The sequence below is a fragment of the Prescottella subtropica genome (genome assembly GCF_005434945.1).
Classification (GTDB): domain Bacteria; phylum Actinomycetota; class Actinomycetes; order Mycobacteriales; family Mycobacteriaceae; genus Prescottella; species Prescottella subtropica.
Genome location: NZ_SKCH01000018.1, coordinates 1 through 25,037 on the forward strand (window position 1 = coordinate 1; position 25,037 = coordinate 25,037).

A 25,037-nucleotide genomic window follows, 5' to 3' on the forward strand; every position below is an offset into this window, starting at 1 on the left:
TGCGTGCGACGGCGATGACGTCGCGTCGGAACTCCTCGGGGAACGGCTTCGGCATGGGGACATCCTTCCATCGTGAGGACGGATCCTCACAGATTGGGTGTCAACCAAACCGGGGGCAGTCCCGTGTGGATCACGGCTGTGGTGTCGTAGCGCGCTGGCGATGTTGGTGTGGCCGGCTAAGCGGAGGATGCCGACGGCGGTGTTGCGGAGGGTGGCCATCACCTGGGGTGCGTTGCCGGTGCGGACGGTCGAGCGGTCTTCGTCGAACCTGACTTGCACAGTTTTAGTGCCCCGGTCAGCGGGCCGGTAGGTCCAGCGATGTGAGGATCGCGACGGCGTCTGGGGTGAGTGGGTCGGCGGCGGTGTGGCCTGACTTGCACAGTTTTAGTGCCCCGGTCAGCGGGCCGGTAGGTCCAGCGATGTGAGGATCGCGACGGCGTCTGGGGTGAGTGGGTCGGCGGCGGTGTGGGGTTGGCCGGCGATGGTCAGGCTGATTTCCTGCAGCGGCCGCAATGTCCTGACCAGGGAACGGATCGAGATCCCGGTCTCGGTCTGCAGGTAGTGGGCGACCGCGAGTGCGGTGAACACGACGGTGAGGTGCGCTTCGATCGCGTCGCGGGTGTGATGGAACATCGGCCTGGCCCGTAGGTCGGTTTTCGACATGCGGAACGACTGCTCGACGTGCCAGAGGTCGTGATATTTGCCGATCACCTCGCCCGGCCCCATGATCGTGGCGGGGATGTTCGTGACGTAGCCCTTCAACCCGACCAGCGACCGGGCGCGTTCGATGCCCGCGGCGTCGAGGCTGCGATCCTTGCCGGCGGTCTTGACGAATCTCGTGGATTTCGGGGCCTTCGCCCCGTCGACGACCTCGCGAGCCCGGGTTTCCTGGGCGTTCAATGTCTGGTTGTCGCGGATCGCTCGTTTGCTGCGGTACTGCCAGACCGCCCGCCACGATTTCGGGTGCCCGACCGGATCCCAGACGGGTTCGACCCGTTTCTTGACGTTGTTGACGGTGCTCTTCGCATGCCGCGGGGTGACCGTGTCGATGACCTGACCATCGACGAAAACGTCACCGTTCCAATGGAAATGGTTCGCCAGATCGGCCGGCGCCTTCGCGACCCGGGAGCCGACGATGAACTTGAGCCCGGCGTCGTCGAGGGACTTCAAGTTGGTCGCGGAGAGCATCCCGGCGTCGGCAGCGATCACCATCTCGACCCCGGCGATGTCGTGCCGGTCCTGGAACTGCCTGATGATCGGGACGATGGTGTGGGTTTCGGCCTGATTCCCCTCGAAACAGCCGATCTCCAACGGGAACCCGGTCCGGTCGACCAACAACCCGACCACGATCTGCGGATCGACCCGCCGTTCCTTCGAATACCCGACCTTGCGGAGCTCATCTTCCTTCTCTGCCTCGAAATACAGGGTCGTCACGTCGTAGAGCACCAAGCTCAGACCACCGGTCGCCGCGGCATACTCGAAGCACTTCGTGGCGATCCGGTCCCGGTAATCACGTGTGGCGCAACGCTTCAACGCGGTGGCGTAGGTGTTGCGATGCGCGGGGGTCAGACCGATCTCGCCGACGACCCGGGCCGTGTCGCTCATCGACGTCGGCTCCACGAGTCGGCCGAGGACCAACTGTAAGAACGCGTCGTCGTCGATCTCGTCGAACCCCAACCGGCACCAGCCGGTCTCGATCGCTTCGATCAGCCAACGGGACCGCTTCGCCGCGATCACCGACCCCCGCTCACCACCACCGAGACCGAGGTCGAGTTCCTGCTGGCCGGCCTGCAACTTCTCCCGCGCCGCCTGCAACAAGGCAGCCAACTCACCGTCGGTGTGCGCGGAGCCGAGGTGCTCGAGGATCTTGTGGCGGCCACCGTCCTTCGCCGCGATTTGCACGGCCGTCGCCCCCGACGCGGTCCGAACCTTACGGATATAGGCAGCCACAACCGACGATCCTACCGACCCGTTAGTGCCCCAAATCGCCGACTCGCGATCCCGCTACCAGCACAAACACCAGCCGGCAGCGGAAATGCCCGTCAACCTGTGCAAGTCAGGACCGATGTCACCGTCGTCGACGGTGCCCTGGTCTTCGGTAACGACGCCGGCCGCACCGACCTGATCATCCCCGCCGGACGATGGGCCGAATGCACCCGGCGGCCCGCCACCGACCTGCCCGCCTACGCCAACCCCGACCCGGTCCCGGTTCGGGGCCATCAGCTGGGAGAGCCCGAACCCGCCCCGATCGCCGCGCCGCACTGGTTCCGGTGGGGACAGCGCCGTGCTCAGCGTCCGGTGAACGCCTCGCCGGGCAGGTAGACGGGGTTGCGGCCGTGGCGGATCGCGCAGGGATACCGCCACGCGCCCATCGCCACGCCGCAGCCGGCGGACAGCATCGCCTCCGAGGAGGTGAGCACGCCCCGGTCACGCCACCACAGGTAGGTGCCGGCGGTGAACTCGCCATCCCGGATGGGCCTACCGCCTGCGTAGCAGCTCCCTGCCGGACGATGGATTGACTCAGGAAGGCGTGGCCAGGTGAACCACCGTCTCACTTGGCCAGGCCAATCACGCCTGAAGGGGTGGGATGAATGCGCCGCCCCCACTTACTGGCAAAGTATTTTACCTGTAAACCTTGAACTCCAGTACAATAATTGAAGTTTGCACTATTTACCAAAACTGCCCCATCCGCGACCTCCGGTGATCTACTGTGTCGATCACGGCCGCGTAACCGATCCTGACGAACCGGTTTCAGACCGTGACAGGACCGAGGCTCGATGGCATCACGAGGGGAGACGCCCACCAGAGCTCGCCGAAGCAATCGACCACCCAGTGCACTGACGTGTCCATTATTGGTTTCCCCGGGCGTGCACGGGCAGTCATTTTGACGCGCTCACCTCACGAGCCCGGCATACACAGATGCAGAACGAAACCATTCTGGGCGCATCCCACGAGCCCGGATAACTTTCACCTGCACAAACCATGAAAGGAGCAGAGTTGTCCATCGACTTTGCGACAGCATTCTCGGCGTTCGCGAAGCTTCTGATCACTCAGGGATTCAGCAGCTTGGGCGACCTCATGACCATGTCCGCGACCGACGCGGCCTGACACCGGAAGGAATCTCATGACCTCACTCGCACAGCTGATGCCGATGGCAGGCCAGATGTTCTACACCCTGCTCGTTTCGATGCCCATGAAGGCATCCCTCGGCATCACCGTCTGACCGGAAGGTAGCACCACAATGAGCAAGGACCTCACCCTGCTATTCGCAGGTTCGGGCATGAACGTCCTCGAGGGGCTCACCCAGTTCCTCCTCGCCCTCGTCAAGCCCATCTAGAAACGGAGACACGGATGCTTGAGAACGTTCTCGTGACCTTCATCAGCTCACTCGCAATGGCCGGAAACCTGCCGCTGCTGGGCAGCATGATGGGCGCCGAGCAAATGAGCTGACGGCCCATACGCCGTCGCACTGAAACTTTGAATGGGCACCTTCACGCGCGTCGCGCGTGAAGGTGCCCATTCATGTTTTCCGGCCTGGAAACAATCTCTCGGGAATGTTTTGTTTTACGCACGCAACATGAACGTTCATGCCAGTATCGGGGCGTCACGTTCGATCACGGACATGACTGCTTGCAAGCATTCGACGATCCTTCGACTGAACAGAGAAAAACTGTGAGAACTCTCGCGAAGGTAGCGACGGTGGGGGCCTCGGCCGCCGCCGTCGCCATGCTCGGCATGGGAACGGCCACCGCAGCGACCCCGGTCGTCGGCGCGGCGGGCTCCGCCGCACCGGCGACGGTCAGCGTCCCGCCCGACTACCAGATGTGCGGCACCGCGTTCGTCGGCGCCGGCACCGGATCGTCCAACAACGCACTCCCGTCCGGAGCTCGGGCGGTCGGCGGAGTCGACGTCAAGGGCGAGTTGTACTCCCTCGGCGCCTCGACCCCGAGCAAGACCCTGACCACGACCACCGCTGCCGACGGCACCTACTGCCTCACCGGTGACTCGTCGCTCGTCTCCACCATCACCGGCGGCGGCAAGGTCGTCCTGAGCGTCACGCCCACGTCCTTCGCCTGGGACAACGACGCCAACCCGAGCACCCCCGACGCCACCGTGACGTCGAAGCTGCCCTACAGCGGCACCGTCAAGCTCGGACAGTTCTTCTCACGACAGGTCGCCGGCACGAACTCCGCCACCGGCCTGAACGTCGCCTTCAACTAACGAGGCGCGCCTAGAAGGTGCTGTCCCGCCGGGAGCATGCCGGCGGGACAACACCTTCTTCATTCTAGAACTGCCTGCTCGGCACAGACTTTTGGGCGTAGCGACCCATCTACACGACCCGGGCAACCACAATGCGTCGCTGCTTTCGGTGGACAGGACGGCTGGACCATCATCCGATGACGGCAGCCGAACCCAGTGTCCGCGATCACACAGCCCGGCACCTGGCGTTCCCCCTCCGGAACCTCGAGCGCCGTCTCCGGAAGCATGCCTTCCGGCCCGGCCATGTCGTCGTGCTCAGCGACCAGCTGCCCGACCGCGGCCGCCACACCAGCGGACGAGGCGAATCCGAGACCTTCCACGGCGCTATCTTCGCCGACCTCGTCGCCTACGCCGACGTCCTCGCCCGCCGCACTCCCACCACCGAGCACCGGTAGAACCCGGACTGCCCTGGCCGGGACGTGTCATCAGGCCAGGTCACAGATGTGAGAGCGGCCCCGCACCACGATCGGTGCGGGGCCGCTGCTGTCGGTCTACACCCCGGTTCGCCGGCACGGGCGCCGCGGTGGTCAGGCCGGGGCGTGGTCGAGCTGAGAGACCCGCTGCGGGCTCACTCCGAGCACGACAGCGGTGTCCCGGACCGACAACTTCGTGCGGTGCCGCAGATGCGCGACAGCAGCACGTGACGCACGCGCCGCGTCCTCCTGCGCGCGCGCGGCAGCCTCGACCTGCGCGCGGGCCCGGCGGGCCTCCTCGAGGACCCCGGGATCACCGAGGTCGACGTCGAGGGTCACGTCGACGTCCGCGGCCGGAATGCCCTCGAGGAGCGCGACCGCGTCCGCGACCATCGCCGAAATCTGGTCGAGACGGCGGGCCTGGGTGAACGCCCCGTCCACTTCCGGAACCTCGACAACCCACCAGCTGCCGTCGCGGGTGGCGTGTGCGGTCACCTTCATCATGTCGTCCCCTTCTTCCCTGCCGGCGGTGCCGGTATCTCGAGCTGTTTGCGGATCTTCTTCACCAGCAGGTCCGGTATCTCCGTATGCCGGGCCACCACCGTCCGGCGCTCCCCGAGCACGATCTTGGTGTGGTTACCGCCTTCGGTCTCGCCGTACTCGAGCCCGTGAGCCCGCGCGTAGTCCCGTAACTCCTTGAGCAGGTCAACCCTCTTCACATCATAAGTCTAGCCCCCCTGGATAATTCAAGTCAAGGGGGGCTAGATGGATGGTCGGCTACCGCCCGAACGGCCGACGCCACCCGCCACCTTCCTCCGGATCTCTCGTCCGAAGGGGGCGTGCTATTTCCCATGACCAGAGCAGGTTTATGCGGTGCGGGCGACCTCGACCGTGAACCGGCTGTCGACGGTCGGGGCGACCCGGGAGTCGATGTGCAGGCCAGACTTCGCGACGTCGGCATCTTCCCGACCCGCAGGTCCCGGGCCGCGACGGACGCACTGTGTCGACGGCCGTGGCCATAGACCTTCCAGGTGACCCACTCCCCGGACTGCGTGACCGCCAGAGTGCAGACCTTCGCCGACGCCTACTCCCGCGAGGACGGTGTCCGGTCGGCGACCGACTGCGCACCGAACGCCTCGGCGAGCGTGCGCCGGTCCGGCTCCGCGGTCAGCTCCGCCAGAAGATCACCATGCCGGCGGCCATCGAGCTCCCCGAGGACGCCGGCAGTGACGATCGAGCGGGCGGCCTGCGCGTCGACCGGGGTCCAGTCGAGTTCACGGTCCCAGCAGAAGTCCTGACCCAGAGGCTTGTGGAACACGAAACGACCCAGGTTCGGCACGTACGCGTAGATCCGTGCCACCTCGGTGTCCTCGTAGGCCAACCACTGGTCCTGGCCCAGGTATCCGACGATGTAGAGGCTCATGGTGCGTCCCTTCTCTCCGTTCATCTTCGGTGGGGTGCGAATCTTCGGCGTGACCGGACATTGTCAAGCCCCGGGTTTGACCGGTCTCACGGGTTGTCGGTGCCGTGGTCCACAGTGACCGCACACGATCCCTTCGAACCGGCGGAGGTGGAACATGGTCTACGACACGATCCTCGGCGTCGCTTACGGCACGATGACTCTCCTCGACGGCCCGCTGCGGCGTGGCGGCGACACCGGCTGCCTGTACATGGTCGAGTTCGACTCCGGGTGGGTCAAGATCGGCCACACCACCGACTGGCCTGCCCGGCACCACCGGCTCGTCACCGATTTCGGCACACAGTACGGCTGGACGATCACCCGGCACTGGCAATCGGCGCAGGTGTCCGCGATCAAACAGCCCGGCACCCGGCGCCCCCCCCCCGCTCCGGGACCTCGAGCACCGACTCGAACAGCATGCCCATCGGTCCGCGCACGTCGTCGTGCTCAGCGACCTACTCCCCGACCGTGGCCGGGGCACCAGCGGCCGCGGGGAATCCGAGACCTTCCACGGCCCGGCGTTCGGGGACCTCGTCGCCTACGCCGACGACCTCGCCTGCTGCACCCTGGACACAGTCCCAGCGCCCCGGTAGACCTCCCTGCCGGGACGTGCCATCAGCGCAGGTCGCAAACGAGGAGAGTGGCCCCACGCCGGAATCTGCCGAATCGGTGCGGCGCCGCGCTCCTCGTTTCGCCCGAGCTTGTCTGCTCCGCTTCCTCGCCGGCGACGCGGTGCCTCACGGGCGCTCGCGGCACCATCACCGGCCCCCGCTGGCCGCGGTCGAAGCCGACGATGAATATTGCTCGTTTGCGTGTCCGAAACCGGAACGTGCGCAGGTCAGTGTCGCGATCGGCGGGTTGCGGGCTCGGTGATCGCGGGTAGCGTCGATGGTGGCCGTCAGTTGGGATCGACCATCTGAGGTGGTCGGGCGGCAAGTTCGGGGCAACGCCAAACGCTTCGGCGCGGTGGGGTCGTGAGCGATCTGGGCGGTATCCGGCGAGGGGGAACACTCACCCGGATACCGCCCTTCGACTGAGAGCCGAGGGGACGTGCTATTTCCCCTGACCACCACGTGTTTTATGCGGTGCGGGCGACCTCGACTGCGAACCGGCCGTCCGCGGTCGGGGTGACCCGGGAGTCGATGTGCAGGCCGGACTTCGCGACGGCGGCGATCTTCCCGACCCGCAGATCCCGGGCCGCGACCGCGGCGCTGTGCCGGCGGCCGTGGCCGTAGACCTTCCAAGTCACCCACTCCCCGGGTCGTGTGGCCGCCAATGTCCGGACCTTCGCCGCGGCCTGCTCCCGCGGGGACGGGGCGCGGTCGGTGACCGGTTGTGCGCCGAAGACATCCTCGATCGAACGCTGCCGGGTCTCGGCCTCGTACTTGGCGAGGAAGTCTTTGTGTCGGCGGCCGTCGACCTTGCCGAGGACACCGTCAGCGACGATGCCACGGGCCGTCGCCGCGTCGACGGGAGTCCAGGCCATCTCCCGGTCCCAGTAGAAGTCCTGCCCGAGCGGCCGGTGGAACACGAAGCGGCCGAAGTTGGGGATGTACGCGTAGACGCCGGACTGCTCGGTGTCGACGTAGGCCAACCACAGGTCCTGTCCGTCTTCGCTGACGATGTAGAGGCTCATGATGCGTCCCTTCTCTCAGTCCATCTTCGGTGGCGTGTAGATCTTCGGCGTGACCGGGCACCCACCGAGTTCGGTCAACTCGACCAGACCAGCCGGCGCGGGCAACTGCGCCCATCGATCGGTCATCTTCTCCACCAACGCGGCGCGCTCGGCGACCGGCACGTCGAGGTTGCAGACCGTCTCGTAGTCGACGTGGGTGGTGTCCTTGATCTTCTGCGATTCCTCGGTGTGGAACTGGAACTGGAACTCCGCGATCCGGCCGCCCGGGTGACGGGCGAGCATGTGCACGCCCTTGTACTGGTTCCCGTCGATGTAAGACTGCTCGACCTCGACGACCGTCCACCCGCGCTCGGTGAGCAGGCCGGTCATCGTGCGGGCAGTGTCGACGAGCCGGTCCGAGTCGGTGACCGCGGTGGACCGGACGACGTCGGTGATCTTCCCGGCGGTGGCGTCGATACTTCGATTCAGGTTCTCCTCGTAGCGGTCGTTGAGCTTGCGAGCGAGGGAGTCCGGACTCTTCATCCGAAACGCGAGACCGTGCATACGGACATCGTCGGGCAGGGCCGCGAGAACATCGGTGGTCATCTGCGCCTCCTGATGTTTCGCGGTGGCCATCAGATCGACAACGGTGCCGGCGACGAGGCGCGGGTAGTTCTCGTACAGCTATTCCGGGGTGTTGGCCGGGTCCCGGGCCCACTCGACATCGGGCCGATCCGGTGCGGAGTCGGGGCGCAGGTCGTCGATGGTCCGGGCGCGGTGGCGCCGTTGGTCGACGCAGCGGCGGCCGCCCTCGTCACCGGATCTACACACCCTCGATCAGTTCGGCCCGGGCGCGGGCGTACTTGACGGTCAGGCAGTCTCGGGTGGTGTCGTCGAGTCGTGCGAGGCGCTTCGAGTCGCTGTTGTCGGCGAGGTCGGCGAGGTCGACGGTCAGCGCGAGCGGGACCTGGCGTAGTAGTCGGCCGGGGTCTCGCCGTCGCGGCGGGTGAGAGCGTCGACGGCGGCAGTCACCTCCGGCAGGAACGACTGTTCGAGGTCTGCGAGCGTGGTCTCGGTGTCCTCGACGACGTCGTGCAGCCAGGCTACGGCGACCGCAAGGTCGTCACCGGCGACTCGGGCGGGGTGGGGGTGGGCGGAGAAACAGGGTTGGATCCACTGGCGCCGGATGGGCGGAGGAAACGGCGGGGCAGGATTGTTCAACGCCGCGCATGAACTGATCACCCCGTCCACCCGACATGCGGTCGAAGAACAGCATCGCCTGCAGACGATACGACTCACCCACAGCGCCGACGGGTCACCGTTCACCCTCGCCCCCGACCGCGGTGTCATCTACCTGCACCGCAGCAAGACCAACCCCGCGCACGACACCAATCCACGCCGCGAGCAAGCTAGGCGCAGCTGGCACTGATCGGGATCAGCGACGTCCAGCCCCGCGCATCTCGGTACCTGAGTCGCGGCTACACGCCGCCTCGGCCGTTCGGCAGCTTCCAGCTCGGTCTCGGAAAGTGGCAGGTGTAGCCGTCCGGGTAGTGCTGCAGATAGTTCTGGTGCTTGGCCTCCGCTTCCCAGAATGTGCCCGCCGGGGTCACCTCAGTCACCACCTTGCCGGGCCATCGACGTGAGTCGTCGACATCGACAATGGTGCCCAAAGCGACACGCTTCTGATCGTCGTCGAGATAGAAGATCGCCGAACGGTATGCGGTCCCGATGTCGTTGCCCTGACGGTTCTCCGTCGTCGGATCGTGGATCTGGAAGAAGAACTCGAGCAGGGCTCGGTAGTCCGTTCGAGCTGGGTCGTAGACGATCTCCACCGCCTCGGCGTGACCTGGATGATTGCGATACGTGGGACGGTCGTTACGCCCTCCGGTGTAGCCGACTCGCGTCGACACCACACCCGGCTGCCGACGGATCAAATCCTCCATGCCCCAGAAACATCCGCCAGCCAGAATCGCCTTCCGTGTGTCGGCCATTCCATCTCCTCCCCATGAAAGCCAGACAGATCCGACGCACCACGACTCCTGATCCTGGCTTGCTCGAGAGACTTCGCTGACGGCCTGGCTGATAGATACCCGCTCGCACAAACCTATCCGAGCCCTGCCCACGCGCCACGCAGACCATCGCCGACATACTGGCCGGAGCCCCTCCAAGCAGTCCTGCTTCAGGGTCCCTCACCACGCCACAACGAGCAATGATCTGAACCTGTGGATCCCGGGATGACGCGTCTTCCCGGGAGATAATCTGTGGAACCTGCGGTGGACAGGTGGGAGATCGGCCGCGAGTATCCGACATGGGACCAGACCGTGGCCCTGGCGCAGCTGCTCGGCGTTCGTGTCCGCGACCTGACCCACCTGGACGCCGACCCGAAACGCGAGACGCGGCCGCGGATGCGGCTGCCGGGGATGGCGATCCTGTCGTTCGATCCGGAGGCGGTCGCAGCGACCACCGGCACGTCGTCGGCATAGACGACCAACGGCCCCACACCACCGCGGGGCCGTTCTCTGTCCGTTGAGCCCATGAATCTATGCGTTTACCTGGATTGATGACACGTCCCCCGGTGTCGTATGTTGGCTGGCTCGTGGCGCGGGGGTCGACGTGGAATCGGCTGTCGAGGGTGCTTCCTGCCCCGATCTGCGGTCACCGTGCGCGGCTCAGCTGATGATGCCGGGGCGTTCCTCGGTGTCGTGGTTGCCGTTCTCGTGGTGCCGGCTGCTCCGGTCGGGTGCGCTTGTGGATGCGGTGGCCGGAGTGGTCATGAGTTGAAGGACGGCGCGCACCCGGCGATCTGCTGCGGGTGGAGTCACCTGAACGCGGTGACGCGCGTCGGCCCCGAGACTGCGGTGAAGTCTCGGGACCGACGCATGGGGAGGCGTGTTCAGCGGCGGGTCTGCATGGAGGAGTAGAGGGCGACCACGACAGCGAACATGACGAGGGCGCCGAAGCCCATCGACAGCCAGGCTGCGAGACGCTGGACGGCGTCGTAGAGGACGACGACGAGGCCGAGGGCTGTGGAGATCACGGTGCCGATCTGCCAGACCCGGCCCCGGCCCTTCGTGTCGTCGACGGAGTCGACGAACCACTTCTGGCAGATGCTGATGACGAACACCGCGAGAGCGACGGTGCCGAGGGTTGCCCAGATGCTCGGGAGATGGCGGACCATGTTGCCCAGCACGACGACGAAGCCGATGTACCCGACGAGGGCGGCCCCGGCCGCGATGAGCATCGGTGTCAGTTCCTCGGTGCGGGCGTCCAACCCGAGCACCGTCACCCCGGCAGAGAAGGCCACGAGGACGACAAATACTGCCAGGAGCAGGACCATTCCTGCCCAGTGCCAGTGGGTCCAGTCGGTCAGGTGGCCGATCGCGGTATCGGTCATGGGTTCTCCCTTGAGTGGGTCGTTGGCTTGCGTGTAGGCCGGTGTGGTGCGTCGAGGGGTGGGTGGGGTGTCCGCCAGGCGAGGCGGAGGGGCCCGTGTGGGCCCCTCCGGCGGCCTAGATGTAGTCGATCTGGTCGGCGGGGATCGTGGTGCCGGTGGCCTTCTTGATCAGGTCGCTCTTGGCGGCGATGAACTCGTCGCGGTCGCCCGCCTTGATTGCGGCGCGGTAGCGCTTGCGGGCCTGCTCGATCTCCTGGGACATGTTGTCCTCCTTTCGTTGGGAACACCTCAACTTTACAATATGACTTTGCATAGTTGCAACCCGCTGCATCCTGGCGCACACCGCCACACCCTCCACACGTCCTGACCAGCGGAAATGACACGTCCCGGATGAAGAACACCCTCGGGAGCCCCGCCTGGGATGGCCGCCGCGACACAACGAAGGCCCCTCCCGGATCTCCCGGGAGGGGCCTTACAGGTACCCGAGGGCGTCGACGATCAGGCCACGGTGCGTCCCTGCATACGCTTCTCGATCGCGCGCTGCCTCATCCGCTCGGCGTGCCGCGTGCGCCACTCACGCTGCCGGGCCTCGAACGGGGCCTGCGACGCGTCCCAGGCCGACCGCGCAGCTTCTGCACACAACGCGAGGGAGTCGGCGGGTTCGGGGCCGACGTCGATAGCGGGGACCAGATCCCCGGACTCGTACTGCTCGAGGAGGTCACTGGAAAGCCACGCCGGGCAGCCCTGCTCGCGCAGCGCGTCGACGGCGGCCCGCTCGTCGTCGATCCAGGCCACCAACGGGTTGTCCTGCTGGTACTTGTCCTGCCACCGCCACCACTGGCGCCGTTTGACGTCGAGGGCAGGACGGATCGAGCCGTCGATCCACAGGCTGCGGGACTCGATATGACCGGGCGGGAGCGAGTTCTTGCGAATCCACCGGTCAGTCCCCGGCATGAACTGGTCGAGGCGGGTGGTCGTGTACGCGATGGTGAAGCCGGCGTCGTGGAGTGCGCGGACGAGTTTCCCGACGGGCCGGATCAGGTCGGCGTGCTTGAAGTTCGCGTGGAACGACTTCCAGTCCCGGTCCTTGTAGGCCGGGGCGGCCAGCAGATGGGTGAACTTGTCCATGCTCGCGACGACGCCGTCGATGTCGACCAGGACGGTCGGGCCGGGCTTCGGCGGGTCGAACCAGGGCTTGGGGCGGTCCTTGAAGGACACTTCGCGGTCTTTCGACATGGGTGACTCTCCGATCGGTGATGATTCGTCGTGTGCGGCCGCGGTGGTGCGGCCGTCGGCGGACACCCTGACATTGGGGTTCTTCCCGGCTCGGGATCGTCGTGGTGTCCTATCGCGGCCACCACGGCCCGCGGGGTCAATCAGCGGGGACGAAGTCGGTCAGTTTCGCCGACCAGGGGTAGGCGCCGGGTGCGTCGCCGACGGCTTCGACGAGGGCGGTGCCGTCTTCGTCGTCGATGCTGACGACGGTGAAGACGGAGACGCCGCCGGGCCGGATGCGGACATGGTCGCCGGGTTGCATGGGTTTCCTCTCGGGCAGTACGGGTCACCGACAAGCGGGACGTGTCATTTTCCCTGTTCACGGCCAGATTTTCGAGTTCGGATGCTCGCGCGGCGGTGGCGCGGTTGCACCCGTGTGGCCGGCGTCGGCCACCGTCTCGCCCCGCCTACCGCGCCCCGCCCCCTCTCGCCGGCAGGGGCGCGCACTGTGTCCGACGGTCCGAGACGTGGAGACGGGCGGGCAGGGGACCTGCATCCGAGGGGCCGACTCAGCCGGTACGACCGGGCGCGACCTGTCACCGAAGTCAGTGCCTTTACCTGCATAGATGACACGTCCCCTGGTGGCCGAGTGGGCGTCGGACACCGTGCGACGGTCGGGGTGTCTGCGGCGCTCGACACGGCCGCCGCGACCAAAAGAGGGAGGAGCCCATCTGGGCTCCTCCCTCCAGGGATCGTCGGTCAGTGGCCGTGCTGCTGGTGGAGCGCGGCCAGGACGGTGGAAACGTCCATCGCGACGATGAGGGTCGCTGCCTGGGGTCCTGCGGGATGGGCGGCGACCGCGGTGGCCGGTGCGGGCGCGGCCGCGCCGACGAGGTCGACGTCGAGGGCGCGGACAGCGACGACGCGGTAGGCGTTGCGGTCGGCCAGTCGCGGGGTGACCTCGTCGGGGTGTTCGGCGTTCCACTCTTCGGCGCGGTCGACAGCGCGGCGGATACCCCGGCGCGCTGCGGAGTCGAAGCCTTCGGCGTCGACGTTGACGGTGAACGTCTGGTTCTTGAACTCGAAGCCGGTGCCGGGCTGAATGTCGACAGCGTATGCGCTCATGTGTCCTCCTGGACGTCGTTGACGGTTCGGGCTCGAATACGGCTGGCGGCCACTGTGATTCGCCGCCGAGTGGTTGCTCTTCCAGCCTGCCCGACATCACAAACATTACAATATGACTTTGCATAGTTGCAAGCTGATGCACCGACATCGACGACGAGACACCCTCGGGACGTGTCATTTCCGCTGGTCACAGCGGCAAAAGAGAACGCCCCTGCCGCACGGTGGGGGGTTGGCGGCAGGGGCGTGAATCGGTAGCCGGGGGGAGGGCTACAAGTCCAGGAGACCACGCGAACAGGCGTTTCACCAACCCGGTCTCGCGCCAGGATCAACGAGCGAGAACCTGCACACCATCGGCGGCGCGCCGGGCCGACGAGGCTGGCCGCATCGGAAGCTGCTCGGGTGTCGACGATCTCACGCCCTCCGCCGCGGCCGCGCCGGCACAGGAACATCGCTCCCGCTTCGCGCTGGAACGGCCGCGGTCGCGCAGCTGGGCGGCGTCGAGTGCGGCCGCGCCCCGGAGCGACGCTGGTCGGCGGGCGGTCGCGGGACAGGGTTCGGTGGCCGCGCGGACCCCCTCACCGGAGATGCGCCGGTGCGATACACGGGAGGGGGACGTGTCGTTCTTGCTGTTCAACGCAGGTTTCTGCGCCTTCGTTCCGGAGCGGGCGGTGCGGTCAGCGGGCGTCGGAGGTGCCGGCGGCCAGGGTGAGCAGGTCGTCGATGCGGGCGGTTTTGCGTCCGCGGCGGCGGTCGCGGACGAGGTGGCGGTAGATCCGGGCGCAGGCGCGAACTTCGGTGAGGATGCGGTGGATGCGCCATTCGGCGAGGTAGGTGGCGTCGAGGGCGTCTTGTTTCGCGGTGGTGACCTGGTGGTTGAGCAGGTCGATGATGCTGACGAGGTCGGCCTTGTCGCGCTCGAGCCAGTCCTCGCGGGTGAGGTGGCCGTTCCATTTCTCGACGCGGGGCCGGGTGTCCCAGTCGGGCGGGTAGTAGCTGGTCAGCGGGTCGGTGGCGGTCATCGCACTCCTGGAGTAGGTCCTCGTGGGGCCGCACCGGCACGGGTGCGGCCCCACGAGGGATGGGCGGTGGTCAGCGGTCGGCGATCGCGGTGATGGTGAGAACGGCCTCGCCGTGGTCTCCGGGTCCGACTTCGATGCCGAGGGTGACGTAGGTGTCGTCGAGGTCGTAGGTCTCGTCGAGGTCCGGGGCGGGAACGAACGTGAACTCCTGCATGCCTTCTCGGCCGAGGCGCTTGGCGCGGCGCAGTGCGTGGGCGGCGTGGAGGAGCACGGTCCACGTGCGGCTGGGTTCGTAGTCGGCGGCGGTGGCGGGGGTGTGCCATGCGACGGCAGCGGCCCATGCGTGGGCGGCGATCGCGGTGGGCAGCAAGATGCCGTGTTCGCGGGCGATGTCGGTGACGTCGTGGAGGACGCCGTCGGTGAGGGCGTCGGCGCGGGTGTAGGAGGCGATCACGGGGCCGTAGAGGCTGGTCAGGTCGTCGTTCATGGGGTTCTCCTTGACGGTGGGGCGGGTCAGTTCAGGTGGCCGGCGGCGATGGCGGCGAGTCGCTGCTGCTGTTCGCCGATGCCGCGGGTTCCGGCGAGCGGGGTGCGGGCGTGCGGCCAGATCCGGTGTGCGAGGTCGACGTAGTCGCGGCCGCCGAACAGCACGACGTCGGGGTGCTCGAGGAGGTTCTGCTCGGCGGCCTGGGCGCGGAGGGTGTCGGTGGTGATCGCGCCGGGCTGGCCGAGGCGCAGGTTGTAGGGCGTGACGGGTCGGTCCAGGGGCAGCAGTCCGTGGAGTGCGGACAGGATTCGGGTGGATGAGGGGTCGGTGAGTGCGGCGGCTGCGCGCAGGCCGAGGCGGTGGTAGGTGCCGGTGTAGAGCTGGCCGGCGGGGACGGGTTCGGGGGTGGAGAGCTTGGTGGCGCCGCAGGGGACGATGACCAGGGGCCGGGTGCGCTGGGGCTGGGCGGCGTCGTGTGCGAGGTGTTCGGCGACCGTCCACCGCAGCCAGTGCCATCCGGGCTGCTCGGCCAGCGTGAAGCAGCCGCGGGCGTGTGCGGCGACGTAGAAGGTGCTGGTGCACGGCTTGAGGTCGGTGTTGGGCAGCGTCATGTCGATGCCGTCGTAGGGGCGGTGCAGCCGGGTGTGCAGCGGTCCGATCGAGAGCGGGATTCCGAGGTAGTTGCCGCCGGTCTTCGGCCCGATACCGGGGAGCGATTCGACGAGGCCGATGGTCTCGATCAGCGCGCGGCCGGGGGGCGGGGCGGTCAGGGTGGGGTCGCCGTATCGGTAGGCCGGCTGGTGGATGGGCGCCATTCGGTGCGGGGCTTCTTTCGTCGGTGGTGCGTCAACACCCACAACATTACAATTTCATTTTGCATTGTTGCAACCGGGTGGACCGCGAGCACTGATCCCCCGCAACAGATCTCGCGCCGTCCGCCCAGACACCCTCACCGGAGTGATACCCCTTGCGCCGACCCTCTTCCCAGGCCGAACCAGCACGAGGGGACGTGTCATTTATGCAGGTCATGTGATGTTTATGTGAATACCGCTCCTACCGGGAGCTGCCCCGCAGCCGACGGCGGACGCGACCAAGACGACGGCGCCGAGTCTCGACTCTGTGACGCCGGCCGGTCACCCTCACTACCGGCCGGGGAAACACCCGATGAGGCGCCCCACAGCCGCCGGCTGAGGCCGGTGCAGCCGGCGGCGGCTCGGGTCGGTACACAAACCTGCGCGAACTGGTGCCCGTCGGCGGCCCGCAGCCAGGCGCGAAGGGTGGGCCCGGGGGTGGAGTGGCCCCACTCCCCTATGGGTACTGATACCCGCTAGTGGCTGTAGGGGCGGTGTGGGACATGTCGTTTCCGCTGGTAGTCGACCATTTCCCGACTTCGGCGAGAGCGTTCATGCGGCCGGTGCGACGTTGCTGATCCAGCGCAAGGCGCAACGGCGGACGCCCGCTGGTCAGGGGGCGACGACGTGCTGCCGATGCTCGCGGCGGATCTGCTGCCACCGCCAGAGTCCTGTGCCGGCGGAAATGGGCAGGAGTGCGAACAGGCAGGTGGTGATGGCGTACGCGGCGGGCTGCGAGATCCGGTCGACGTCGGCGACGGTCGCCGGTGCGATCAGCGCGCCGATGAGGGAGACGGCGCCGATCCCGACTGCGAAGACCAGGGCGACGCCGACACCGAACGTCCACATGGCGATCGCGCCGGGCTGCCAGAAGTAGCGGGTCGTGGGCGCACCCTCGTCCTGGAGCTGCTGCTGGTGCTCGCGGAACTGGGTGCGGCGGGCGCGGACCTGCGCGATGACGGATCGTGCGGTCAGGGTCACGCCTCCGGTGAGTACAACTGCGTACGTGAGGTCGAGAGCCCGGCCGGACAGGTTCAGGCTGTCGCCGATCGCGCCGATCAGTGGTAGCGCACCGAACCACACTGCTGTGGTCGCGACGGCGATCACGCGGTGCGTGTCGGCGGGGCCGCGGCATTCGGCGTTGCGGCGGGCCCAGATGATCCCGAGGACACCGCCGACTACCCAGGCGGCGGCGAACGCGGTCGTGATGGCGGGGTGCATCGGTTCCTCTTCCGTGTTGCGGTGTGGCCGTCCGGCGGTCTCCCCCTTGCCTGTGCAGGAAAGGGGGACGTGTCATTTTCGCAGTTCACACCCTATTTCTCCTACGGGGTGGCCTGCGGTTTCTACGTGGCGGCGGGGAGTTGGTCGGCGGCCGCGGTGATCGCGGCGGCGTAGCGGGGCTCGAACCGCGGCGTCAGGCCCGACAGGCTCCAGTAGTTGGCGGTGGTGTGCGCGGCGCCGATGATCGCGCCGGCGATGCAGGCGATGGAGTCGGAGTCACCGTTGCTGGTGGCCGCCCACGCCAGCGCTTCGGGTCCGGTCAGCGAGGCGGTGGCTGCGCCGACGGGAGCGGTGGCGAGGTCTGCGGCGAGCAGGCCGAGGGCGATGGCGCTGGCGGATTCCCAGCCCTCACCGATGCCGGCGCAGGGGTCGCCGTAGTGGGCCGGGTCGGTCCCGGCGAGCCGGTCCCGGGTCTCGGCGGCCGCGAGGAGGAGGTCCACCACCTCATCATTTAGGCCGTCTACCAGCACAGATGACACATCCCCTCGGTAGGGGGCGAGGACGTCGGCGAGGTAGGGGTCGGTCAGCCAGTCGCTGGTGCCGTCGTAGATCCGGCCGGCCTCTGCGAGGGCGTGCTCGAGGAGCCGGCCACCACGGTCGGGGGCGTGGCGGATCGCGTCGGCCAGGAGCAGCGCCGGGACGATCGCACGGGGGTGCTTGTGGGTGACGACGGCCTGGAGGGCGGTCAGGCCCAGCCAGTAGGGCTCGGGGGCGAACGCGGCGGGGACCAGGCGCATCACGGCGCCGCAGCCGGCGGATTCGCGGGCGCCGTCGGGGTCGTACCAGCGGGCGCCGGCGCGCAGGCGGTGTAGCGAGCCCATGCAGGCGCGGCCGGGTGCGCGGTTGTTGTCGGGGTCGACCTGCCACAGGACGAAGTGCCGGACGATGGCGTCGATGTCGGCGAGGTCGGTCGGCTCGGCGAGGGCGTCGTGCAGCGCGAGGGTCATCTGGGTGTCGTCGCTGATGATCCACTCCCCCGCCGGGGCGGGCACGGGGTAGGCTGGCATGGTGGCGTAGCTGCGGAACTCGACCTGGTAGCCCCAGGCGTCGCCGGCTGCCAGGCCGGTGAGGGCGTTGCCGTAGCGGGCGCGGGTGGTGGCGGTGGCGGGTGCGGTCACGTCTGATCCTTCTGCTGCTGTTCTTGTTGGATCTCGTAGGCGGCGGTGCGGACGCGGGCGATCTCGATGAGGTCGAGGTCGGCGATGCGGCCGTAGAAGTCGGCGATGTCGTCGGGGTCCATGCCATCGGCGAGGCGGCGGCGGATGTCGTCGAGTTGGTCGTCGGTCAGGTGGCTGTTCATGGTGTTCTCTCTCGATAGGGGGACGTGTCGTTTTACCAGCTCAATGCGTGTTTTCAGGTTATGCGACGGCCTTGAGTGGGGTGGGGCTTCCATCGGCTTCGGCGACGAGGTCTTCGGCGACGAGCCACACCGTCGGGACGCCGTTGATGCCCTTGTGGTCGACCTTGACGCAGCGCAGGTCGGTGCCGGTCGGAACGATGACCTCGTCTTCGCCCTTGAAGTGCGAGATCGACTTGACCGGGATGCCGCTGCGGGTGCGGATGACCATCATGTACGGCGGGTGCCCGGTGAAGTTCTTCGCGGTCTGGGCGCTGGTCGTCGTCGAGGTGATCTTGCCGATCTGCACCTTGGAGCCGACCGTGAACGCCTGGTCGATGTACTCGGCCGGAGTGCCCTTCCATCCGCTGGGGACCCGGGTGCCGCGCATGACGGTCATCGGCGCGGTGTTCGGGTTGTGCTCGTTGAACTTGTCGAACGCCGACTCGATGCCGGCGACGACGGTCTTCGTCGACGCCGCGGGGTTCGGGTCGCGGCCGGTCACCGCGGCGTTGATGGTCCGGTAGCTGCCGCCGGTGTAGGTGGTCAGGGCGCCGCGTTCGTGCTGGGTGAGGGTCTTGGACACGAACGCGGCGTTGTGCGCGGTCAGCGCCGACAGATCCGAGGTCTGGACGGTGTTCCCGTTGGTGGAGAACCCCCACGCTGACAGGTTGCCCGCGTTCTGGTGGATGACCGCGTAGTCGTCGGCGGTCTCCTTGCCGTACGCGCGGATACCGCTGCGCCACAGGCTCTGGTGCTTCTCGGCCCCGAGGCTGTCCGGCGGGATCTTGTGCTCGAAGTGCGGGATCACGCCGCCGCCGCGGGTCGGGGTGCCGAGCGCGCGCCGGTGCGCGCGTTCGTAGGCGTCGTCGGCCTGCGCCTTCGTCTTACCGGCAGCGAGGGCGGCGGCGCGGGCCTTCTCCCCCGCCTGGACGGCCGCCAGCTCCCGCATCCGCTTCTGGTGACGCTTGGTGCCGTCGAAGATGTCCGCGCGGGCGGTGCCGGCGCCGACGGCGTCGGTCATCTTCTCGTGCGCGCCGGCGAGGCCGTCGTTGATGATCTTGCTCTGCGACTCGGCGGTCGATGCCTTGCCCAGCGCGGCCTTGCCGGCGACATCGAGGAGCAGGTCACCCTTGACCGAGTGGGCCTGGCGCTGCATCTCGGTGGCACCGGCGGGCAGTGGGTCCGGCTCGACGAGGATCGGGATGCGGTTGGCCTTGGCGAGGGCGTCAGACTTGCTGGTTGCGGTCGCCACCGGATGGTAGGCGTCGCCCTTGCGTTGCAGGACGACGAAGTCGGAGTAGCCGCGGCGCACGATCGCGGTGCCGCCGTCGAGGAACCGGCCCTCGACCTGCTCGACACCCGAACCGGTTTCCATCGGCACCGTGCCGGAGGTGTAGATGCTGGTGTCGCGGGCGATCCCGGCCGGTGCGAGGACGGGCCCCTCGGCGAGGGCTGCGGTGGCTTCGGCGGCGTGCTTGCGGTTCATCGACCGGCTGATCGCGGCGACGTCGTCGTCGGACAGCGACGCGTAGTAGGCGTCGCGGTCCTCGTCGTTCATGTCGTCGCGGAGCCCGAACTTCGCGGCCGCGAGGTCGTCACGGACCTCGGCTTGCCGGCGCTTCGCGTCGGCATAGGCGGCCTTGGCGTCGTCGACGGCCTGCTGGTGCTCGGCGACCGCGGCGGCGCTGCCGATGCCCGCCTCGAGGTCCTTCTTCGCCTTCCGCATCCGGGTCTGGTGCCGGTTGACGGCCTTGCGGGCCTCGTCGGCGTCGGCGTCCGTCTGCGCGACCGCCCCTTCAGCTGCCTCGACAGCCGCCTGCGCGGGGGTGATCTTCGGGGCGGACAGCTTCTCCTTCTCCGCTTTCGCCTGCGCGATCAGCAGTTTCGCGCTCGGCGGGTTCGCGTGAGTGCTCGGCATCGGAGTCTTGCCCAGGACCTCGGGGTCGATCCCGAGTCCTTCCATGAACTCCTGGAGCACGCTCGGCGGCGCCTTCTGGATCGCGGCCGCGGTCTCGATCAGCCCCTGTTCCTTGAGGTGGTCGACGACCTTCTTGCGGGCTTCACGTCCGAGGCGGCGATTCCCGTTGGCCTTCGCGGCGGCGGCGTAGCTACCGCAGCCGGGGCAACGACGGCCGGTTCCATGCACTTTCGAGCGACACACACGGGCATTGTACTGGGGAAACGACACGTCCCCTACCCCACGGCAGACGGGTGAGTACCGGGGTCGGCGCGCGGCGTCGAGCGGGGGAACGCGAGGAGATCTTCCGTGCGGGACGTGTCGTTCACGCAGCTCTCCCCTCGTTGTCTGTGCACGGTCTCGTCGACACCAAACTTTACAATATGCTTTTGTTTTGTGGAAACGGGGTGCTGTTGCAGCACAGCACATCCAGAAACAGCAAAGAGGCCGGAAGCCCCCTCGGCATCCGACCTCTTCGTTGCGCACCTGCCCGATGTTCGGGTCAGGGCGCCGCTTCTCGCCCGCAGTGCGAGCACATCACCGGCCGGTGATACCCCGTGATCCGACCGTCCTCGATACACACCGTGGCCTGCCACCACGCACTCCCGCAGTCACACAACAGGTGTGGAGAAACCTGTGGACGATGGGGGAACTCGACGACGTTGCCTGCCGGGCTGTCCCCCTCACCGACGTCCGTGCCCAGCGCCCACATCACGACAGCCACCTCACCGCGCGCCCGCGCACGCGGTACGTGCCGCAGCGACGTCGCCTCGGGTGACCGCGAGGTCGTAGACGCCGGCAACCATCCGGTACTTGCGGGCGCAGTCGACACTGCAGCCCTCCGCGACGCCCTCGAGGTGGCGCAGGGTGAGAACTTGAAGCTGAGAAGACAGCTCGCACAACACCAGTAAGCGCTGCGCGATGGCCGAGTCGAAGAGACGCTCCTCGCCTCACATCGATGCACGCCCTCGTCGCGGAGACTGCTACCTCACGATCGACAGCGGCCGTCCCGGCTGGATGCCGGCACGGCCGCTGTCGGTAGCAGTGTGCGTAACTATCGGGGGATCGCGATGGCGCCCGCGATCGGTCCCGGCACGCCAGCGATCCCGACCGGGCCGATCTGACCGACCAGCGCCGGCAGGTAGTCCCAGACCGTGCCCTGACCGTACGAGCTCGGGCGCGGGTTGACCGACGGGATCGGGAAGGTTGCGCCGGAGAAGTTCTGTGGCAGCCAGAACTCGTTCGGCAGCGCCGCCCCACCGATGGCGTACTTGACCGTCCCGGGCTGGCCGGCCTGCGCGTTTGGGACACGCACGAAGTGCAGGTACTGGCCGTCGGAGTAGCCGACGCTGCTCGGCGGACGGGAGTTGACGCCGTGATGTTCGACGCCCACGACTTCGTAGACCGGGACGTGCGCGTCGAACAGCGCCTGATATCCCGCAGCCCCGATATCGGAGATCGGGTCCGCGGACGCGGTCGCGGCACCGCTCATTCCGATACCTGCGGTCAGCGCGACCGCGCTGACCCCGAGAGCAATCTTCCGGATCGTCTTCCCCATGACTTCGAGCTCCGTCCCCCGCCCGCAACATGCGTAGCGGCTGCTGGTTGTTGCTTCGTCTCGATTATTGATCGTCACCATGTCCGGTTCCGTTATCCGACGGCGTACGCGTGTCGCCGACGTCACGACCGGAAGGGAAACAAATCGCGGATCCGATCCGCCCACTCGACGGAGCTGCTGCCGGAGTCGAGGATCCTGATGTCGATCGGTGAACTGGTCCTGGCCGTGGCAGGGGCTCGGGGACGCTGGGCTGCGGGCATCGGACCGCGACGAGAGCGGCTCCCGCCAGGACCAGCAGGTAGACGACGACGTACAGGTTCACCAGCACATTCCCGCTGATCCAACTGGGCGGCGGAAACAGATACAGTCCGACGAGCACGCCGGTCTCGGGCGATCGGTAGGACCACGATCCCGTGATCCCGAGGATCGCGATCACGGCGAGCCACCACCATGCGCGCACGAGCGCGCGATCGATCAGCCACACCAGCAGCGGCACGAACCACACCCAATGGTGGCTCCACGAGAACGGCGAGACCACCGCGGCGCTGAGGCCGGCAATCGTGATCGCGAGCAGGCGTTCGCCGCCGCGGTGAAGACGGACCACCACCCACATGCTGGCCGCGACGACCGCGGCGGCGCACAGCAGCCACAACCATGTCGGAGCAGGGTGGTCGAGCAACCGAGTCAGCGCACCCTTCAACGATTGGTTCGCGGGGTGTCCGTCGTCGGCGATGCGGGTCGAGTCGAAGAACGTCCTGGTCCAGTACTGCCACGAATCCTGCGGCAGCACTGCCCAACTGACCGCGATCGTGGCGGCGATCGTGCCGACGGCGACCGCCGCGGAACGCCATTGCCGCAATGCGAGGTAGTAGAGCACGAAGTAGGCCGGTGTCAGCTTCACGCCGGCCGCGATGCCCACCCCGATGCCCTTGATCCTGCTCTGCTCGCCGCGCGAGGTATCCCACAGCACCAGCGCCATCAGCACCAGGTTGATCTGCCCGAAGAACAACGTGGTCCGTACCGGTTCGAGGAACACGAACCCGCCGGCCAGCAGTACGGACACGGCGGCCACCGTCCCGGTCAGTCGGTAACCGAGTATCCGCCAGCACAACGCCACGATCGCCGCGAGCAGCACGACGCTGCATCCCATCCAGATGTACTGGTCGATCTCGCCGGGCAGCAGCCCGAACGGAACGAACAACAACGTCGAGAAGGGCGTGTAGGTGTAGAGCAGTCCGTGGATGACCGGTGCCGTGTACAACGGCAGACCGGCTACCGCGTGCCGGGCACCGTCACGATAGACGTCGAGGTCCGAGCCACCCATGAACAGCCCGACGAACGGCATCCACGGATCGACCGTGACGAACAGCAGGATCACGGCCGCCACCGACACCGCCACGATCGCTGCAAACGCCGGCGCACGCACAGTGAGTCGCCGTTCGCCTGCTGGAGGTTCACTTCCCCGGTCAGGTGGATGTAGCTCTCGAACACTTTCCGCCACGACTACGCGCCCCTCCAGATTGCCGCCCAGCCCAACGCAAAGACGATGCAATCACAAAGTAACGAACAGGCGTGGAGCCTGCCTGCTGCGTTCCTTCTGACCGGGCCGGACCGCTGAACCGCAGATCGGCACATCTCGACGGCGCGTGACGTGAGAGACGACAATGCGAGGGCCGCCCGGCCCTGCGGCCGAACGACCCTCGCATCGATCTACGAGAAGTGACTACTCGGCGGCTTCCGCCAGGCGAGTCAGCAGCTCCCCGCGGTTCACGCGGGTGTCCTCGATTTCGCCGTGAACAGCGCCCTTGATGTCGTCCCTGCTCACGTCCGAGTCAGCGTTGTCGGCCAGGACTGCCACCAGATCGTCCTTCGACAGGTTCTGCAACTGCGGGGCGAGGTGCCCTCGGTAGCCCTCCCTGCCCGTGACCACGCCGTCGACCACGCCGCCCGTGCGCTCGAGCGTCGCCCCGGAGGTGAGAGCGATCGAGTTCAGGTCAACCTCCCACTGCTTGACGCCGTAGAAGGTGGTCACCGCCGAGTTGAGCGGGTCACGCGTCCACTGGGACAGCAGCATCTGCGCGCGCCCCAGATGGCTGTAGGGGTGAATCGACGGCGCGTACAGTGCGGGTGCCGTGAGGTGGGTCACCTGGGGCTTCGGCAGCGTCCACAGACCTTCCGGCCGAGGGGATGTCCGGGTGACGGCACCGATCGCGCCATCGCAGTAGGACAGCACGACTCGCCCGTCGATGACCTGAGCCGCCAGCTCACCGATCGCGTTCCCAGGAAGGGTCGGCATCAGGATCGGCGTGGTGTGGCCGCCCTGGCGCCACGCCCACACCCCGGCCGCATCGGCTCCCCAGAACTCGTAGGTCGACCGCGCCCACATCGTGGTCCAGTGCACGCGCATCAGATGGATGCCGCCACCGGCCCAGCGGCCCTCGTTGGTTCCGTAGATGTACACCCACGGCTCGCCCGGGAACATGATCATCGTGTTGTTCTGGAAGTGGCTCCACTCCCAGCCGTTCGGGAAGTCGAAGTTCACGTGGTTGCCCTCGATGTCCCACGTGCGATCCCAGTTCTCGGCATGCGGTTCGACCGACGTCCACATGCGAGAGTTCCACGTGGTCCACGATCCGCCGGGTGACGTCGGCTCCCAGTTCCGCACCCCGAAGCACGTCATCATGTAGCGGCCGTCCGGCAGATGGATGATGTCGTTGGGGATCTGCGTGACGCCGTCGTCGCCGCCGAAATGCACGTAGGGGATCATCTGCTTCGCGCGGGCTCCGCCGATGCAGTTGTCCCAGACGATGCCGTTCTCGATGTCGGCGTTGTGCTGCCGCAGTCCGACCGGCGACCGCCAGTCCTGATCACCGTGCCCCTCATCGGGGGTGTCGTTGAAGGTGTCGCCGAAGATCGTGATGGTGTAGCCGTGGTTGGTCTGGCCGATGAAGCCGAGGTCCGTCGCACGGAATCCGAACCGGGCCGTCTCGTCGTAGGTCAAGATCTTCTTGAAGGTTGCCAACGTCGTTCCTCCTTGCAGTTCACAGATCTGGGACAGATACGA

General features: G+C 67.3%; 29 protein-coding genes and 1 pseudogene. 4 read left to right on the forward strand and 26 right to left on the reverse strand.

Annotated elements, in window-relative coordinates; translation table 11 throughout:
- Positions 1 to 144: 144 nt before the first annotated feature.
- From E0497_RS20865 to E0497_RS21010, 3 genes and pseudogenes are all read right to left on the reverse strand, one after another.
- Positions 145 to 273 (reverse strand): annotated as a pseudogene (locus tag E0497_RS20865) (ISAs1-like element ISMul1 family transposase); the annotation flags it as partial.
- 123 nt (positions 274 to 396) lie between these two features.
- Positions 397 to 1,950, reverse strand: coding sequence for an IS1634 family transposase (locus E0497_RS14975; RefSeq protein ID WP_137725596.1), 1,554 nt, complete (start codon positions 1,948 to 1,950; stop codon positions 397 to 399).
- 338 nt (positions 1,951 to 2,288) lie between these two features.
- Positions 2,289 to 2,420 (reverse strand): hypothetical protein, encoded by a 132-nt coding sequence (locus E0497_RS21010; protein WP_277751689.1) that lies wholly within the window; start codon positions 2,418 to 2,420, stop codon positions 2,289 to 2,291.
- Between the two features lie 1,279 nt (positions 2,421 to 3,699).
- On the opposite strand from E0497_RS21010, the gene E0497_RS14985 reads away from it, so the two are divergent.
- Together E0497_RS14985 and E0497_RS14990 are read left to right on the forward strand one after the other, a co-directional pair.
- Positions 3,700 to 4,221: a hypothetical protein gene (locus E0497_RS14985; protein WP_137725598.1), complete on the forward strand. Its 522-nt coding sequence runs from the start codon at positions 3,700 to 3,702 to the stop codon at positions 4,219 to 4,221.
- Between the two features lie 176 nt (positions 4,222 to 4,397).
- On the forward strand, positions 4,398 to 4,655 hold the full coding sequence (locus tag E0497_RS14990) for a hypothetical protein (protein ID WP_137725599.1): 258 nt from the start codon (positions 4,398 to 4,400) through the stop codon (positions 4,653 to 4,655).
- Positions 4,656 to 4,787: 132 nt separating this feature from the next.
- Here the strand turns inward: E0497_RS14990 and E0497_RS14995 are convergent, their stop codons facing one another.
- From E0497_RS14995 to E0497_RS20875, 6 genes are all read right to left on the reverse strand, one after another.
- Complete coding sequence (locus tag E0497_RS14995; protein WP_137725660.1) at positions 4,788 to 5,174, reverse strand: type II toxin-antitoxin system HicB family antitoxin; 387 nt, start codon at positions 5,172 to 5,174, stop codon at positions 4,788 to 4,790.
- Positions 5,174 to 5,392, reverse strand: a complete 219-nt coding sequence (locus E0497_RS15000) for a toxin HicA (RefSeq protein ID WP_137725600.1) — start codon at positions 5,390 to 5,392, stop codon at positions 5,174 to 5,176. Before E0497_RS15000 ends, E0497_RS14995 begins: the two co-directional genes overlap by 1 nt.
- Before the next feature lie 365 nt (positions 5,393 to 5,757).
- Positions 5,758 to 6,120, reverse strand: coding sequence for a hypothetical protein (locus E0497_RS20870; protein WP_241665903.1), 363 nt, complete (start codon positions 6,118 to 6,120; stop codon positions 5,758 to 5,760).
- Between the two features lie 1,090 nt (positions 6,121 to 7,210).
- Positions 7,211 to 7,768: a hypothetical protein gene (locus tag E0497_RS20545; RefSeq protein ID WP_137725601.1), complete on the reverse strand. Its 558-nt coding sequence runs from the start codon at positions 7,766 to 7,768 to the stop codon at positions 7,211 to 7,213.
- A gap of 15 nt (positions 7,769 to 7,783) precedes the next feature.
- A complete protein-coding gene (locus E0497_RS15015; RefSeq protein WP_137725602.1) occupies positions 7,784 to 8,353 on the reverse strand; it encodes a hypothetical protein in 570 nt (189 codons plus the stop codon).
- Positions 8,354 to 8,698: 345 nt separating this feature from the next.
- Complete coding sequence (locus tag E0497_RS20875; RefSeq protein WP_241665904.1) at positions 8,699 to 8,968, reverse strand: hypothetical protein; 270 nt, start codon at positions 8,966 to 8,968, stop codon at positions 8,699 to 8,701.
- Between E0497_RS20875 and E0497_RS15025 the strand changes: the two genes are divergently transcribed.
- On the forward strand, positions 8,961 to 9,176 hold the full coding sequence (locus E0497_RS15025) for a hypothetical protein (protein WP_137725603.1): 216 nt from the start codon (positions 8,961 to 8,963) through the stop codon (positions 9,174 to 9,176). The genes E0497_RS20875 and E0497_RS15025 overlap by 8 nt on opposite strands.
- A 49-nt stretch (positions 9,177 to 9,225) precedes the next feature.
- Here the strand turns inward: E0497_RS15025 and msrA are convergent, their stop codons facing one another.
- Positions 9,226 to 9,738, reverse strand: a complete 513-nt coding sequence (gene msrA / locus E0497_RS15030; protein WP_137725604.1) for a peptide-methionine (S)-S-oxide reductase MsrA — start codon at positions 9,736 to 9,738, stop codon at positions 9,226 to 9,228.
- Positions 9,739 to 10,008: 270 nt separating this feature from the next.
- Between msrA and E0497_RS15035 the strand changes: the two genes are divergently transcribed.
- Entirely contained in the window at positions 10,009 to 10,230 is a 222-nt protein-coding gene (locus E0497_RS15035) for a hypothetical protein (protein ID WP_137725605.1), read from the forward strand.
- A 410-nt stretch (positions 10,231 to 10,640) separates the two neighbouring features.
- Here E0497_RS15035 and E0497_RS15040 read toward each other — a convergent pair whose 3' ends face one another.
- The 16 genes from E0497_RS15040 to E0497_RS15105 all read right to left on the reverse strand — a co-directional run bounded on the left by E0497_RS15040 (position 10,641) and on the right by E0497_RS15105 (position 24,995).
- A complete protein-coding gene (locus E0497_RS15040) occupies positions 10,641 to 11,141 on the reverse strand; it encodes a hypothetical protein (protein ID WP_137725606.1) in 501 nt (166 codons plus the stop codon).
- A gap of 115 nt (positions 11,142 to 11,256) precedes the next feature.
- The gene (locus E0497_RS20445) at positions 11,257 to 11,403 is read right to left on the reverse strand and encodes a hypothetical protein (protein WP_161987423.1); all 147 of its coding nucleotides are present in this window, start codon (positions 11,401 to 11,403) and stop codon (positions 11,257 to 11,259) included.
- 236 nt (positions 11,404 to 11,639) lie between these two features.
- Entirely contained in the window at positions 11,640 to 12,377 is a 738-nt protein-coding gene (locus E0497_RS15045; protein WP_241665905.1) for an HAD family hydrolase, read from the reverse strand.
- A gap of 136 nt (positions 12,378 to 12,513) precedes the next feature.
- Complete coding sequence (locus E0497_RS20620) at positions 12,514 to 12,678, reverse strand: hypothetical protein (RefSeq protein WP_170312983.1); 165 nt, start codon at positions 12,676 to 12,678, stop codon at positions 12,514 to 12,516.
- A 437-nt stretch (positions 12,679 to 13,115) separates the two neighbouring features.
- Positions 13,116 to 13,481: a hypothetical protein gene (locus E0497_RS15050; RefSeq protein ID WP_137725607.1), complete on the reverse strand. Its 366-nt coding sequence runs from the start codon at positions 13,479 to 13,481 to the stop codon at positions 13,116 to 13,118.
- Between the two features lie 674 nt (positions 13,482 to 14,155).
- Positions 14,156 to 14,500 (reverse strand): hypothetical protein, encoded by a 345-nt coding sequence (locus E0497_RS15055; protein WP_241665906.1) that lies wholly within the window; start codon positions 14,498 to 14,500, stop codon positions 14,156 to 14,158.
- Between the two features lie 70 nt (positions 14,501 to 14,570).
- Positions 14,571 to 14,987, reverse strand: coding sequence for a DUF6573 family protein (locus E0497_RS15060; RefSeq protein ID WP_137725608.1), 417 nt, complete (start codon positions 14,985 to 14,987; stop codon positions 14,571 to 14,573).
- A gap of 26 nt (positions 14,988 to 15,013) precedes the next feature.
- On the reverse strand, positions 15,014 to 15,802 hold the full coding sequence (locus E0497_RS15065; RefSeq protein WP_241665907.1) for a YaaA family protein: 789 nt from the start codon (positions 15,800 to 15,802) through the stop codon (positions 15,014 to 15,016).
- Positions 15,803 to 16,450: 648 nt separating this feature from the next.
- On the reverse strand, positions 16,451 to 17,059 hold the full coding sequence (locus E0497_RS15070; RefSeq protein ID WP_137725609.1) for a hypothetical protein: 609 nt from the start codon (positions 17,057 to 17,059) through the stop codon (positions 16,451 to 16,453).
- 122 nt (positions 17,060 to 17,181) lie between these two features.
- Positions 17,182 to 18,237, reverse strand: coding sequence for an ADP-ribosylglycohydrolase family protein (locus tag E0497_RS15075; RefSeq protein WP_137725610.1), 1,056 nt, complete (start codon positions 18,235 to 18,237; stop codon positions 17,182 to 17,184).
- A complete protein-coding gene (locus E0497_RS15080; RefSeq protein ID WP_137725611.1) occupies positions 18,234 to 18,419 on the reverse strand; it encodes a helix-turn-helix domain-containing protein in 186 nt (61 codons plus the stop codon). Before E0497_RS15080 ends, E0497_RS15075 begins: the two co-directional genes overlap by 4 nt.
- A gap of 58 nt (positions 18,420 to 18,477) precedes the next feature.
- A complete protein-coding gene (locus tag E0497_RS15085) occupies positions 18,478 to 20,619 on the reverse strand; it encodes an ADP-ribosyltransferase (RefSeq protein ID WP_338325474.1) in 2,142 nt (713 codons plus the stop codon).
- A gap of 521 nt (positions 20,620 to 21,140) precedes the next feature.
- Positions 21,141 to 21,320: a hypothetical protein gene (locus E0497_RS15090; protein WP_137725613.1), complete on the reverse strand. Its 180-nt coding sequence runs from the start codon at positions 21,318 to 21,320 to the stop codon at positions 21,141 to 21,143.
- Positions 21,321 to 21,469: 149 nt separating this feature from the next.
- On the reverse strand, positions 21,470 to 21,973 hold the full coding sequence (locus E0497_RS15095) for a hypothetical protein (RefSeq protein ID WP_161987424.1): 504 nt from the start codon (positions 21,971 to 21,973) through the stop codon (positions 21,470 to 21,472).
- A 64-nt stretch (positions 21,974 to 22,037) separates the two neighbouring features.
- The gene (locus tag E0497_RS15100; protein WP_241665908.1) at positions 22,038 to 23,399 is read right to left on the reverse strand and encodes a glycosyltransferase 87 family protein; all 1,362 of its coding nucleotides are present in this window, start codon (positions 23,397 to 23,399) and stop codon (positions 22,038 to 22,040) included.
- Between the two features lie 297 nt (positions 23,400 to 23,696).
- Positions 23,697 to 24,995: a DUF4185 domain-containing protein gene (locus E0497_RS15105; RefSeq protein ID WP_161987425.1), complete on the reverse strand. Its 1,299-nt coding sequence runs from the start codon at positions 24,993 to 24,995 to the stop codon at positions 23,697 to 23,699.
- Positions 24,996 to 25,037 lie beyond the last annotated feature (42 nt).